Source organism: Peptidiphaga gingivicola (assembly GCF_001652275.1).
Lineage (GTDB): Bacteria > Actinomycetota > Actinomycetes > Actinomycetales > Actinomycetaceae > Peptidiphaga > Peptidiphaga gingivicola.
The window spans coordinates 624,363-636,799 of record NZ_LVZK01000001.1 but is presented as its reverse complement, the minus strand read 5'-3'; the positions used below and the strand labels follow the sequence as shown (position 1 = coordinate 636,799).

General features: G+C 67.6%; 10 protein-coding genes. 4 read left to right on the top strand and 6 right to left on the bottom strand.

What is annotated here, in order from left to right; all coding sequences use genetic code 11:
- Positions 1-117 precede the first annotated feature (117 nt).
- Together A4H34_RS02590 and eda are read left to right on the top strand one after the other, a co-directional pair.
- Positions 118-1,197, top strand: coding sequence for a zinc-binding dehydrogenase (locus A4H34_RS02590; RefSeq protein WP_064230974.1), 1,080 nt, complete (start codon positions 118-120; stop codon positions 1,195-1,197).
- 492 nt (positions 1,198-1,689) lie between these two features.
- Positions 1,690-2,343 (top strand): bifunctional 4-hydroxy-2-oxoglutarate aldolase/2-dehydro-3-deoxy-phosphogluconate aldolase, encoded by a 654-nt coding sequence (eda, locus tag A4H34_RS02585; RefSeq protein ID WP_009197931.1) that lies wholly within the window; start codon positions 1,690-1,692, stop codon positions 2,341-2,343.
- 170 nt (positions 2,344-2,513) lie between these two features.
- On the opposite strand, the gene A4H34_RS02580 is transcribed toward eda, so the two are convergent.
- Positions 2,514-2,819, bottom strand: coding sequence for an MTH1187 family thiamine-binding protein (locus A4H34_RS02580; protein ID WP_064230973.1), 306 nt, complete (start codon positions 2,817-2,819; stop codon positions 2,514-2,516).
- 459 nt (positions 2,820-3,278) lie between these two features.
- Between A4H34_RS02580 and A4H34_RS02575 the strand changes: the two genes are divergently transcribed.
- On the top strand, positions 3,279-4,982 hold the full coding sequence (locus tag A4H34_RS02575) for an HNH endonuclease signature motif containing protein (protein ID WP_064230972.1): 1,704 nt from the start codon (positions 3,279-3,281) through the stop codon (positions 4,980-4,982).
- Positions 4,983-5,017: 35 nt separating this feature from the next.
- On the top strand, positions 5,018-6,034 hold the full coding sequence (locus tag A4H34_RS02570; RefSeq protein WP_064230971.1) for an App1 family protein: 1,017 nt from the start codon (positions 5,018-5,020) through the stop codon (positions 6,032-6,034).
- Here A4H34_RS02570 and A4H34_RS11490 read toward each other — a convergent pair.
- The 5 genes from A4H34_RS11490 to A4H34_RS02540 form a co-directional block, all read right to left on the bottom strand.
- Complete coding sequence (locus A4H34_RS11490; RefSeq protein WP_064230970.1) at positions 5,983-7,764, bottom strand: ABC transporter ATP-binding protein; 1,782 nt, start codon at positions 7,762-7,764, stop codon at positions 5,983-5,985. The two genes, A4H34_RS02570 and A4H34_RS11490, sit on opposite strands and share 52 nt — an antisense overlap.
- On the bottom strand, positions 7,761-8,945 hold the full coding sequence (locus A4H34_RS11485) for an ABC transporter transmembrane domain-containing protein (protein WP_064230969.1): 1,185 nt from the start codon (positions 8,943-8,945) through the stop codon (positions 7,761-7,763). The genes A4H34_RS11490 and A4H34_RS11485 overlap by 4 nt, the downstream gene beginning before the upstream one ends.
- 305 nt (positions 8,946-9,250) lie before the next feature.
- Entirely contained in the window at positions 9,251-10,387 is a 1,137-nt protein-coding gene (locus A4H34_RS02550; RefSeq protein ID WP_064230968.1) for a glycerate kinase, read from the bottom strand.
- A gap of 120 nt (positions 10,388-10,507) precedes the next feature.
- The gene (gene garR, locus A4H34_RS02545) at positions 10,508-11,407 is read right to left on the bottom strand and encodes a 2-hydroxy-3-oxopropionate reductase (protein ID WP_009197939.1); all 900 of its coding nucleotides are present in this window, start codon (positions 11,405-11,407) and stop codon (positions 10,508-10,510) included.
- Positions 11,408-11,598: 191 nt separating this feature from the next.
- Positions 11,599-12,420: a trimeric intracellular cation channel family protein gene (locus A4H34_RS02540; RefSeq protein ID WP_064230967.1), complete on the bottom strand. Its 822-nt coding sequence runs from the start codon at positions 12,418-12,420 to the stop codon at positions 11,599-11,601.
- Positions 12,421-12,437: the final 17 nt, after the last annotated feature.

Sequence of the window (12,437 nt, the reverse complement as noted above, 5' to 3'; positions counted from 1 at the left end):
CGCTGGGCGGAGCGGCCCGACGCAGACATGGCGGGGTCCGGCGCGGAAAGGGGAAACCCGCAGCCGGACCCAGCCGCTGAGAAACAACCTGACCAAAAAGAACAGCGAGGAGCGAAAGTGAAAACCCTCTTCATCCACGGCCGCGAGGACATCCGCCTCGAGGACGTTCCCACGCCCGAGCCGGGCCCCGGCGAAGTCCGCCTGCGCATTGCCTACGTCGGCGTCTGCGGATCCGACCTGCACTATTACTTCAACGGGGCCAACGGCGCCTTCGTCGTCGAAGAGCCGATGGCACCCGGGCACGAAGTTTCCGGCGTCGTCGACCTCGACCCCTCGGGAAAGCTGGCCTCCGGCACGCCCGTGACGGTCCATCCGGCGACGTTCGGCGAGCCAATCCCCGGAATCAAGGACAAGCGCCACCTTTTCCCAGGAGGCAGCTACCTCGGCTCGGCCTCCACCCACCCTCACACGCAGGGAGGGATGAGCGAGTTTCTCATCGTCAAGGATTTCATGGTGCGCCCGCTGCCCGCAGGCATGGACCTTCACGTGGCCGCGCTCGCCGAGCCCCTGGGCGTGGCTTTGCACGGGATCAACGTGGCCGGCGGCGTCGAGGGCAAGCGTGTAGTGGTCTCGGGCTCCGGGCCCATCGGCCTGCTCGCGGCCGCCGCGGCCGTGGCGAAAGGCGCGGCCGAGGTCGTCTCCACCGACGTCTTGGCGGGGCCGCTGGACCGGGCGCGGCGGCTGGGGGCGCGCCCGGTGAGAGTCGGCGGGGCGGGCTGCGCCGACGTGGACGCCTCGGACGGTGCGGGCGGCGCAGGAACCGCGGGCGGCGAAGAGCTTCCCCGCGGACACTTCGACGTCGCCCTCGAATGCTCGGGAATACCCGCAGCCGTGTCGGCCACCATCGAGGCCGTCCGGCCGGCGGGCGTCCACGCCCAGATCGGAATGATGGGCGCCGGGCCGCAGCCGATCGCGCTCGCGACGCTCATCGCCAAGGAAATTCAGCTTCGCGGGTGTTTCCGTTTCAACACGGAGATCGACGAGGCGATCGAGCTTCTGGCCGCCCGCCCGGAGATCGCCGACGTCGTCGTCACCCACGTTTTCAAAGGCGATTCGGCGGATTCCGCGGTGGAGGCGTTCACGACGGCGAAGGACTCCGACGCCTCGGGAAAGGTGCTCGTGGACATGCGAGGCTGAGCAGGGCAGGCGGCCTCGATTTGACGGCACAGTGCCGCAACGCAAGGCTGATCCGCGCCGACGGGGGCCGGTGCCGGCGGAGGTCGGCGAGCCGCTGTCGGCGGAGGTCGGCGAGCCGCTGTCGGCCCTCGGCCACAGCCCGTAAGATCGTAGCGGATGCCGTTGCGCCGCTGTTTGACGCCCGATCGGGAGGCAGGCGAGCCGGACTCGCGTGCTCAACCGCCGCAGCCCTCGGACCGGTTGTCGACAGGGCTTGGCTGCCGGCCGAATCTGCCGCCCGTCGGCCCAGATTCGCCGTCGGCCATGGCTGGTCGCCACGCGGTTCGAGCGCCCGCCGATTCGGGCAATCGCCGGTGCGGCCGTCCGCCCTGATCGACGTCGGCGGCTTTCACTCCGCCGACGTCGGCCCGCGCGGGCGACGGCGTCCCACAGGGAGTGCGCACCCAAAAAGAGCGCACTCATCGAATACACCCCACAACGACGAGGACTCTCATGCCGATCACCTTTGAACAGCTCACAGCCCACCGCATCATCCCGGTCGCGGCCATCGACGTCGCCGAGGCGGCCGTGCCCCTGGCCCGCGCCCTCGTCGCCGGCGGGCTTCCCGTGCTCGAGGTGCCTCTGCGCACCGCGGCGGCAGCCAAGGCAATCGCATCGATCCGGGACGACGAGGAGCTCGCCAAGGCCGGCATGATCGTGGGGGCAGGAACAGTCATCAAGGTCCCGCAGGTGGAGACGGCCTTCCACGCGGGCGCGGACTTCGTCGTCTCCCCCGGTTTTTCACGGCGGGTGGTTCAGCACACCCTCGGCATGGGCATGCTGCCGCTGCCGGGCGTCTCCAGCGCAACCGACCTCATGGCCGCGGTCGACGCCGGAGCGACCGACGTCAACGTGTTTCCCGCGGCCGCGTCGGGCGGCTCGGCCGCGATACGCGCGCTTTCCGCGCCTTTCGGCGACGTGCGCTTCGTTCCCACGGGCGGCATCTCCGCGGGCAACGCGGCCGAATACCTGGCCATCCCCTCCGTCGCCGCGGTGGGGACCTCATGGGTGGTGCCTCACAGGCTCGTCAAGGCCCAGGATTGGGCCGGGATCACCCGGATCGCCCAGGCCGCCGTCGCGCTGGTCGGGGCCGTGCAGAAGATGTGAGGCGTCGCCGGCGTCGCCGGCGTCGGGGCGTTCGCCGGCGTCGGGGCGTTCGCCGCAGACGCATACAGCAGCGACGTCGCATCCGGCTGGGGAGACTCGGCGGCGCCCGCCTCGCGGAACCGGCCTTGCGGCGCGGCAACGGCGTCGGCATGTCCCCCGGCCGCGGCGGCTCACCCGTTTTCGAGGATTTCGTTGACCCGCTCGACCTTCGCGGTGATCTGCCTGGTGTAGCCCGGGCGTATGTCTGCCTTCATGACAAGCGAGATTCGAGGAGAGCGCTTGGCGACGACGTCGACGCATCGCTTGACCACCGACATGACCTCGTCCCATTCGCCTTCGATGGTGGTGAACATGGACGTGGTTTCGTGCGGCAAACCAGACTCGCGGACGGCCTCGACCGCGGCCGCGACCGCTTGGGACACGGAGCCGTCGGGCCGATCGGACGTCATCGGCGCAATGGAGAATGCAAGCAACATAGGGCCAGGTTAGCCCCTGCGAGCGCGGAGGCGCAGACGCGCCCGGCCGGAGTTGCTGACGGTTAGCCCCCGCGAACGCGGAAGCGCAGACGCGCCCGGCCGGAGTTGCTGACGGTTAGCCCCCGCGAACGCGAAAGCGCACGGGCCGCGGAGCGACTTCGAATCGTCAAACCGGGTCAGCCTCCGCGAGTGTGGAGGCGCGTCTGCATCGAGAGCCTGGGGGTCGATGCTCACCGCCGGGCAGCTGAAGTTTTGTTCAAGTTGTTCGCGACCGGCGTCGCTCCGCAAACGGCGTCCGTCCTCGATCAGCGTCCGTCCTCGACCGGTATCCGTCAGCGACCGGCATCGTGCAGGGCTGTCTCTATCGAACAAAAAATTGACAATTCCTTCTTTTAGCGTTAGGATGACGGTGAAGGGAATCGAAGGGACGGAAGAAACCAAAGCGAGTTAGGCGGCCAAATGAACTCCGTTGCTGCGAGCCCGACGGCGGCCTCTGGGAGCCTTGTCGGCCGCCCTGCCCGCCCTGCGATTCTCGATGGGCGTGGGCTTCGGCCGCAGCGCCCCGGATCTCGTGCAGGCGAAGGCCGCGCGCCGTCGATCGGCGCACGCGAGGGCGTTCCCGGCGACTGGCCGTCAAAGACCGGCGAAAGTCGCGTGGCGGGCTGTCTCGACGCGATCGGGGAGCTCATATCGCGGGTGAGCGAAGAAGACCTGTCTGGGCTTTCCGGGGACGAGCTTCTCGCCGACGCCGAGGCGCTGGCCAAGCTGATTTCCCGCCTCGGCGCGATCCGCGGACGGATGCTCCTGGCAATCGACAAAAAGAGGAGTTGGCGTTCCTCGGGAACTCGGACGCTGACGCAGTGGAACGAGAAGGCCTCCGGCCAGTCTCCAGCCGCGGCTTCGCGAGAGATCAAGCGGGCCCAAGCCCTCGAATCCGACTTGTGGAAGCTGTCGGCGGCTTTGACGGACGGCGAGATCTTCCCGGAACACGTCGACGCCGTCCGCCGAGTGTTTTCCACCCCCGCCCTGAAAGAGAAACTGACTGAGGACGGCGTTCAGGACGAGCTGATCTCCCACGCCCAGAAGTGCGCCCCGCGCGAATTCGAACGGCGAATCAAAGCCCGCGCCTTCGCCCACGACGCCGCGTCGGGCGTGGAGGCGGAGAAGAAAGACGCCTCGCGCGAATCCCTTGCCTTCACCCGCGAAGGCTCGGGCATGCGGGTCACGGGGTGGTTCTCGGACGAGGCGGCGGCCGTCGTCGATACGGCGCTGAGCGCGATCATGGGGCGAAAAAGCGCCGACGACGTCCGGACGTTGCCTGAGCGGCGAGCCTGCGCCTTCGTCGAGCTGGCGACCGCGCAGCTCAACGCCGGAGCCCTCTCCACGGGCGCCCGCATCCGGCCGCACATTTCGGTGCATGTGCCCTTATCGACCCTCGTGGGCGTGGAAAAGTCCCTGAGCGGCGCGGCCGGCTCTTTGTACGGCGCGGCCAAAGCGCAGGCGGCTCCTCCGGTCCACGGGTGCTCGATTCTTGCGTCCGACGCCGAAAAAGAGGAAGGAAACTGCGGCGGCGAGAGCCGGCACGGCGGAAACGGCGAGCGCGGATCTTGCACCGAAACCGGACGCGGGCAGGGGAGGTTGGGCCAATGCCTGGCTTTCCTCGACAGCCAGGCGGAGCAACTCGGCAGCTTGCTCGGGGCGATCCCGGCCTCCCTGGACGTCAAGGCGCTCAACGGGCTTGAAGCCGCCAAACTGGATGACGGATCGGCCTTGTCGATGAGTCAGCTGGCGCGATTGTTATGCGACTCGTCAATCGCCCGCGTCGTTCTATCGGCGACCGGAGAGGTTCTCGACGTCGGACGAGAAAAACGCCTTTTCACCCCCGCTCAAACCCGGGCGGTCGTCGCGAGGGACCGCACCTGTCGATACCCGGGATGCTCGGACACCCTCGCCCACGGGCAGATTCACCACGCATTGCCGTGGCAATCCGGAGGAAAAACGAACCTGGCAAACGCGATCCTTCTATGCTGGCACCACCATGCCCTCGTCCATCGCGACATGATCTCCATACGCCACCACGACGGGGGGTTCATCTTCACGAGAGCGGACGGGTCGGTCATCGGCATACGAAGGCATGAAGGGGCGCGCGAAGGAGGCGTGTGAGCAGTGCCCGGATGCTTTAGTCTAGGCTTGTTGCTATGGGTCTCGCAGACATCGTCCGTCAGATCGAACGTGAGAACAACCGCCGCGGGATCGTCTCCCGCCGCAAAAAAGGGTGGCTTCCGCGGTTGTACCCGTACACGGGGTACGGTTCGACGTCGGCCGTCCGCGTCATGGCCCGGGCGCTCATGGCGAACCCAAACGCAACAGACTGGCAGATGGCCTTCGCGCAGCAGGCCAAACGGGGGTGGCGCCAGTTCTTCACCACCCAGGTCGGGTACCTCCCCGTCACCGTCACCGTCAACGGACGCGACGTCGAGACCTTTACATCGGAGTCGGGCTACATCGACCTCCTCATCGAGGACCACGGACTCGAACCCGGACGCCACCGCGTGACGATCACCCCCGCCGCGGGCGACCCGGTGCAGGCGCCGGTCATCGTCGTCGACCCCGGCGTGAGCACGGGAATCATCTCCGACGTCGACGACACGATCATGATCACCTGGCTCCCCCGCCCGATGCTCGCACTCTGGAACTCGTTCGTGCTGCACACCAACGCCCGAAAGGCCGTGCCTGGAATCTCCGAGTTCTACAAGGCGATCATCGAGCCCGGCTCCCCCGTCTTCTACCTGTCGACGGGCGCATGGAACACGGCGCCCACCCTCAGCCAGTTCATCCTCGAACACGGCCTTCCCGACGGCCCGCTGCTTCTCACCGACTGGGGCCCCACGCCAACCGGCCTCTTCCGCTCCGGCAAGGAGCACAAAATGACGCAGCTGCGCAACCTCCTCATCATGTTTCCGCACATCAAATGGATCCTCGTGGGCGACGACGGGCAGCACGACCCGCTCATCTACGCGGATCTGGCGCGCGAGCACCCCTCCCGCGTCGAATTCATCGCGCTGCGCCAACTCGACGCGGTCGAACAGGTGCTCACCCACGGGATGCCGGGAAACCGCGAAGGCAAACTCGCCGGCCGCGCCAGCCGCCACGTGCCCACCGTCTACGGCCGCGACGGGTACGAACTCCTCGCCCGCTGGCGGGCGGGCGTGTGACGCACCAAGCGCCACCCCGCAGCGGATTCGCGCTGCGCCCAAAAATCCGCGTACGTGCCGGGAACGGCGATCAGCTGCTCGTGCGTGCCCTCCTGCGCAACCTCGCCGCGGGAATTGAGCACGATCACCTTGTCCGCGGCGAGGATCGTTTCGAGCTTGTGCGCAATGACGAGGAGGGTCGAGTGGCGCCGCAGCTCCTCCATCGCCTCGACGATGTGCGCCTCGTTCTCGGCGTCGAGGGCGCTCGTCGCCTCGTCGAAGAGGACGATGGGCGCCCGCTTGAGCAACGCCCGGGCAACCGACACGCGCTGGCGCTCGCCGCCGGAAAGGCTGCGCCCGCCCTCGCCGACCCGCGAGCTCCACCCCTCCGGGAGGCGCCGAACGATCTCGGTCACCCCGGCCAGATCGGCCGCGCGGCGCAGCTCGGCGTCGTCGGCCCCGGGAGAGCCGATGCGGATGTTCGCCTCCAACGTGTCGTCGAAAAGGTAAACGTCCTGGAAAACCATCGAAAGCTGGGCCATGAGATCCTCGGTCGTCAGTTCCCTGACGTCCGCGCCGCCGACCGCCACGGAGCCCGTGTCGACGTCGTAAAAACGGGAGATAAGACGGGCGATGGTCGTTTTGCCCGACCCCGACGGCCCCACGATCGCGCACATTGACCGAGCGGGAACCTCGAAGCTCACCCCGCGCAGCACCGGGTGCTCGCTTTCATAGGCGAAATCGACGTCGCGAAGGGCAACCGCGCCGGGGTCCGTCTGCTTCTTGGAAACCTCGGGGACGGCCTGCGACGGGGCGTCCATGACCTCGTCAATGCCGATCAGGCTTTGGCGGCGCTCCTCCAGGCCGAAAAGGCCGTTGGAGACGGCGTCGAGCATCGTCGTGAAACGCAGGCACATGCCGATGGCCGCGATAGCCTCCAGCGGCTGGAACTCGCCTCCGACGGCCAACAGGCCGACGAGGTAAACCATCGACGTGACGATGATCTGCGTGAGCGTCCCGGACATCAGCAGCCCCAGCGACGACCACAGCATTGCCGAGCGCCCCGCTTTGGCATTCGTTGAAAATGCATTTTCCAGTCCGGCGGACGCGGCGTTGCATGACCTCAAAGCGCCCTGGCAACGGGAGAACTCGACGATGCGGGAAGCGAGCTCCTCCTCGGTAGGCTCGGTCAAGGCGTGCCCCCGCGCGGTCAGCCGCCTGGCTGCGTTCATGAACAACGCGAGCATCGGCGCGGCGAAAGTCATGAGCAGGCCCAGGCGCCAATCCCAGAACCATGCGCCGATCCAGATGACGACGACGGAGGCAGCGTTGGAGACCATAGAGTACAGAAAATGGCCCGTCGCCTCCGCGAGGTTGACGAGCTCCTGGGAGGACAGGCGCGAGAGCCTCCCCGCCGTGTCCGCCTTGAACCACCCCAAGGGCAAGGTCGCGATCTTGTCGCCCACGGCGTGGTGAAGGGTGCGCATGAATCCGAGGGCGCCCCGGTACCCCGTGCGGATCTGCATGAACTCGAGGATCGCCGCGGCCGCGCCGACGCAGGCGAGGACGACGAGCCACCTGCCCGCGCCGCCCGAGGCGAGGGCCGCCGACGCCGGAAGAAGTGCGAGCAGCGCCAATCCGGTCAGCGCCCCGCTCGCGGCGGCCAAGACGAGGGCGCGGGCCACCATCGCCCAGGACTCGCTGTCCATCAGCCGTCTGAAACTGGAGAAAAGCGCCCGGGGACGGTTCATTTTCCTTCCTTCCCTTCTGCGGCGCGCACCCGGCCGCCTTCGAGGACGACGATCTGATCGGCCCCGCGTATCGACCCCGGCCTGTGGGCGATCACGAGAACCGTTTTCCCCTTCGCCAGCGCGGTCAAGGCTTGCTGGATCTCGGCTTCCGACTCCGGGTCGGCCATCGCCGTCGCCTCGTCGAGAATGAGGACCGGCGTATCGAGCAGCACGGCCCGCGCGATGGCGATCCGCTGCTCCTGCCCTCCGGAAAGGGCCGTGTCGCCGCCGATGACGGTGTCATATCCGCTGGGAACGTCGACGACGCCTGCGTCGATAAGCAAAGCTCCGCCTCCCAGATTGACGAACAGCAGCACCGGAATCGAAATCCACATCTGGGACAGGGCCGCGGTCGTCACGAGCGGCATCGCCCAGGCCCTGTAGAACTTTCCGAATTTCTCAGCCTGCTCTATGTAGTTCGCGTGCGCATGGCCGACCCTGCCGAAGGCCTTGACCACCGCGATTCCGGCGATGAATTCGACCATCGTGGAGGAGACCCTTTCGAGTTTCTCGTCCATTTCCGCCGTCTTCTCCGCCATGCCCCTCAATGTCAGGCTGTAGGTGAGCCCGTACATCGGCACGGTGCAGACGGACAGCAGGCCCAGGCGCCAGTCGAGCGTGAAGACGTATACGAGCAGGGCGAGCGGCGAAACGAGGGCGTTCGTCTTGTCGACGGGGCCGTGGGCGATGACCGTGTGGACCATCGACGCGTCGTCCTGGACCGCCTTGCGCACCGCGCCGGATCCCTTGTCGGAGAACCACGCGAGAGGCGCGCGCGAAAGCCGTTCCACGATCGAGCGGCGCAGGCCGTCGCGCATTTTGAGGTCTGCCACGTGTGTGAGGAGGAGCGCGACGAAGTAGAGGCCGAGCCGGGCGCCGTAGGCGGCCAGAAGGAGCATGAGGACTCCGCGGGCCCGATCCGCGTCGACCGGCGAATCCCTTCGGTAGGCGCTCAGCAGAAGGTCCCCCAGGCGGACGAGGGCGATGTAGGGCACGACGCCGAGCGCGGCCGATGCGACCGTGAGGAGCTGCGCGACGCCGATCCATCCCCTGACCGGGCGAGAAAGCCGCTTGACGGCGGCCTGCCCCGCCCTCGCCTTTTCGAGGCTCTTTCGCGCCTTTGCCTCGCGATTTTCACTCATGCGAACCCCTCGCCGGTAAGGGCAACCTAACGAGATCCAGGTTACACTTCCTGCTCCGAGGGGTCAATGCTCAGCCGCACGGCACAAGGCGCGCGTGGAAGTCGGCGGAAAGAGCTGCAGCAGCGACGTGGCAAAGGGCAGCAGCAGCGGCGTCACCTGCTGAATGTTTGCGGAGCTTGCGGCCGAGGGAGGCGCCCGCGGCGCAGAGGCGTCACCGTCGGCTTCGACGGGCCGGGAGCTGCGCGAAGCACGACGATGCATTATAAGTTCCAAGTTTTGGCCGCTTTAATGCAAGAAAGTCCTTTTCACAGCAGATCGGCGCTCCGAGCCGCCCCCGCCAGCAGGAGCCTCACCGTCCTTTCGGCGGCGTCGGCCAGAGCCTCGCGTCCGCCCGCGAGAGCCTCCTCCAGAGTGGTCACGCCCGCGACGATCGGCACGAGGCCGACGAAGCCGTGGCTGTAGAGCTCCTCCACGCCTTCGCCGAGGCTCCCGGCGAAGGCGACGATCGGCACGCCCGCGGCCGCCCGCGCGACCCCCGACAGGGTTTTGCCCATGAGCGTCTGCCTGTCCATCGCCCCTTCTCCGGTGAAGACGAAGTCGGCCCCCTTGACGGCTTCCGCCAATCCGACGGCCTCCACGACGAGGTCCGCCCCGGACTGCAGCTCGCCGCCGAGAAATGCGGAGAAGGCGTAGCCCAGCCCCCCGGCTGCGCCCGCCCCCGGGGCCGCGGCGAAGGAGTCAAGGTGCCCGGCGGTCCTCGCCAGGCGCTCCAGGGTTCCGTCCAGGAAGGCGACGTCTTCCGGGGACGCGCCCTTTTGCGGCCCGTAAACGGCGGAAGATCCGCGCGGGCCGAGCAGGGGGTTGTCGACGTCGCAGGCGATCTTGAAGGTCGCCGCCGCGGCACGGGGATCAAGCCCGGAGGCGTCGATCGAGTCGAGCCTCGCGAGGGAGGCGGGGGAGCCGTCGAGCTCGCGGCCCTCGGCGTCGAGGAAGCGCACTCCGAGGGCGCGCAGCATCCCGGCCCCGCCGTCGTTCGTGGCCGAGCCGCCGATGCCGAAAAGGAACTCGCGCGCCCCGCCGTCGAGCGCGGCGAGGATCATCTGGCCGACGCCGAACGTGCTGGCCTCGCGGATGCGGCGCCGCTCGGGGGGAACCATTCCGAGCCCGATGGCCTGGGCGCACTCCATGACGGCCAGCCCTTCGGCGAGGGCGAAACGGGCGAGTGCGGGGCGCCCGTAGGCGTCGAGCACCGGCGCTTCGACGGCGGAAAGGCCGAGCGCGTCGGCGAGGGACTCGGTGAAGCCTTCGCCGCCGTCGGCCATGGGAATCTCCGCGCACTCGGCGTCGGGTGCGACCCGGCGCACGCCCTCGGCCAGAGCCGCCGCCGCCTCCGCGGCGCTCATCGACTCCTTGAAACTGTCAGGCGCGCATACGATCTTCAATTGAACCTCCTGAGCCGCGCCGCAACGAAACTGGCAGCGCGGCAACGAAAACCGAAAGCGCTAGCCGCGGGGCCTCGGCGTGGACGCACGGGCGCCGAGGCCGTCGCGTTCAGCAGGCGCTCACTCCTCGGGCTCGCCGGGGCGAAGCTCGATGTCGGAGAGCTTCTCGTAGTACTTGAGCAGGCCGGAATGGTCGTCGGTGTCGAAGCCGTCGCCCTGGAGCACGCTCATCATGTCGCGAACCGCTGCGGTCAGCGGCAGCGGCGAGTTCACGCCGTGGCCGGTGTCGAGGACGTTGTTGAGGTCCTTGATATGCAGGTTGATGCGGAAGCCCGGGGCGAAATTCCGGGCGAGCATCATCGGAACCTTGGCGTCCATGACGGTCGACCCGGCAAGGCCGCCGCGGATCGCCTGGAAGACGGCCTCGGGGTCCACGCCGGCCTTCTGAGCCAGCACAAACGCCTCCGCGCACGCCGCGATGTTGACCGCGACGATCGTCTGGTTGGCGAGCTTCGCGATGTTGCCGGCCCCGATGGCGCCGACGTAGGTGACCGATCCGGCCATGACGTCGAGGACGGGCGCGACCTGCTCGAACACCGCCTTGTCGCCGCCGACCATGACGGCCAGGGTGCCGTCGATCGCCTTGGGCTCGCCGCCCGAGACCGGCGCGTCGAGCATGGGGATGCCGACTTTGGCCAGTTCGTCGTGAACCTCGCGCGAAACGAGTGGCGCGATAGAGGACATGTCGACGTAGACGAGGCCTTCGTGCGCGCCTTCGACGATCCCGTTTTCGCCGAGGGCGACCGTCTTGACGTGCGGCGAGTTGGGAAGCATCGTGATGACGAGCTCCGAGGCGAGGGCAGCTTCTTTGGCGTTCGCGACGGCGGTGGCCCCCTGGGCCACGAGGTCATCGACCGCTTCCTTGTGGAAGTCGTTGACGTAGAGCTCATGCCCCGCCTTGACGAGGTTCTTGGCCATCGGGCGGCCCATGATGCCGAGGCCGATGAAACCGATCTTCATGGAAATCTCCTTAGTGCTTGATTCTGGGGCGTGGCGGCTCCTCTTCGATGAGGCGCCTGCAGTCACACTGTGATTCTATAACAAAGATCCGCATACCGACACCCTCTTTTCCGCTTTGCGGACTCTCTATTCCGCTCTGCGGACTTCTATTCGGCAAAGGGGCAGCGGTCGACGACGGGCGTGCAGGCCGTTCACTCGTCCAGGATTCTGCGGCGGCGCAGGCGGCGGCGTCGGCTCGTCATCGTCTTTTCGCGCCGCCATTTCTCGCCCCTGCGTTTGTCGAGGCGGACCTTCTCGCGCTGGGCCTTGTCGAGGCGCATCGTCCGCTCGACGGCCTTGGCCCGCGCGTATTCCTCGAAGCTCACCCGGACGCGCTGAGTGAGCGAATAGTCGTTGTTGACGGGCAGCTTCCATTTGAACCGGCGGGCCGCGACGCACAGCAGCCCGCCGACGGCCATGCCGGAGACGAGGGCGAGGAAGGGCTTATGCAGGCTCCAAAGGACGATCGCGGGCCACGTCGCCACGAGCGCACCCGTCGCGTACAGCGTGTTTCCGCCGAAGATCGCCGGGGTCCTCCCCACCGCAATGTCGCGGAACATGCCGCCCCCGACACCCGTGATGACGCCCAGAAGCATCGCCGGGCCCACCCCGTAGCCGGCCTCGAGCGTCTTGATCGCGCCGGTGGCGGCCCACGTGCTCACGACGAAGGCGTCGGCGACGATGAAAAAGCGATTCCACCATTTGCCCGTCATACGCATGGCGAAGGCGATGAGGGCGCCCAGGAACGCCCCGCCGATGTAGAACGGGTTTGTCAGCGCGACGGGCGGGCCCTTTTGCAGCAGGGCGTCTCGCAGCATCCCCCCGCCCAAAGCCACCATGACGGCGAGCGCCACGAAGCCGACGAGGTCGAAACGCTCTTCGCGCGCGACCATTCCGCCGAGTACTCCGGCCAAGACCACTCCGAAGACGTCGAAGAAAGTAAAAGCGTGTGTGAAGATCTGCGCGACACTCACGTCAGGCCCGCCCTAGA

Excerpts from the sequence above, each read along its gene's own strand:
- eda (WP_009197931.1), top strand. The coding sequence starts at position 1,690 with ATGCCGATCACCTTTGAACAGCTCACAGCCCACCGCATCATCCCGGTC.
- A4H34_RS02580 (WP_064230973.1), bottom strand. The coding sequence starts at position 2,819 with ATGTTGCTTGCATTCTCCATTGCGCCGATGACGTCCGATCGGCCCGAC.
- A4H34_RS02575 (WP_064230972.1), top strand. The coding sequence starts at position 3,279 with ATGAACTCCGTTGCTGCGAGCCCGACGGCGGCCTCTGGGAGCCTTGTC.
- A4H34_RS02570 (WP_064230971.1), top strand. The coding sequence starts at position 5,018 with ATGGGTCTCGCAGACATCGTCCGTCAGATCGAACGTGAGAACAACCGC.
- A4H34_RS11490 (WP_064230970.1), bottom strand. The coding sequence starts at position 7,764 with ATGAACCGTCCCCGGGCGCTTTTCTCCAGTTTCAGACGGCTGATGGAC.
- A4H34_RS11485 (WP_064230969.1), bottom strand. The coding sequence starts at position 8,945 with ATGAGTGAAAATCGCGAGGCAAAGGCGCGAAAGAGCCTCGAAAAGGCG.
- garR (WP_009197939.1), bottom strand. The coding sequence starts at position 11,407 with ATGAAGATCGGTTTCATCGGCCTCGGCATCATGGGCCGCCCGATGGCC.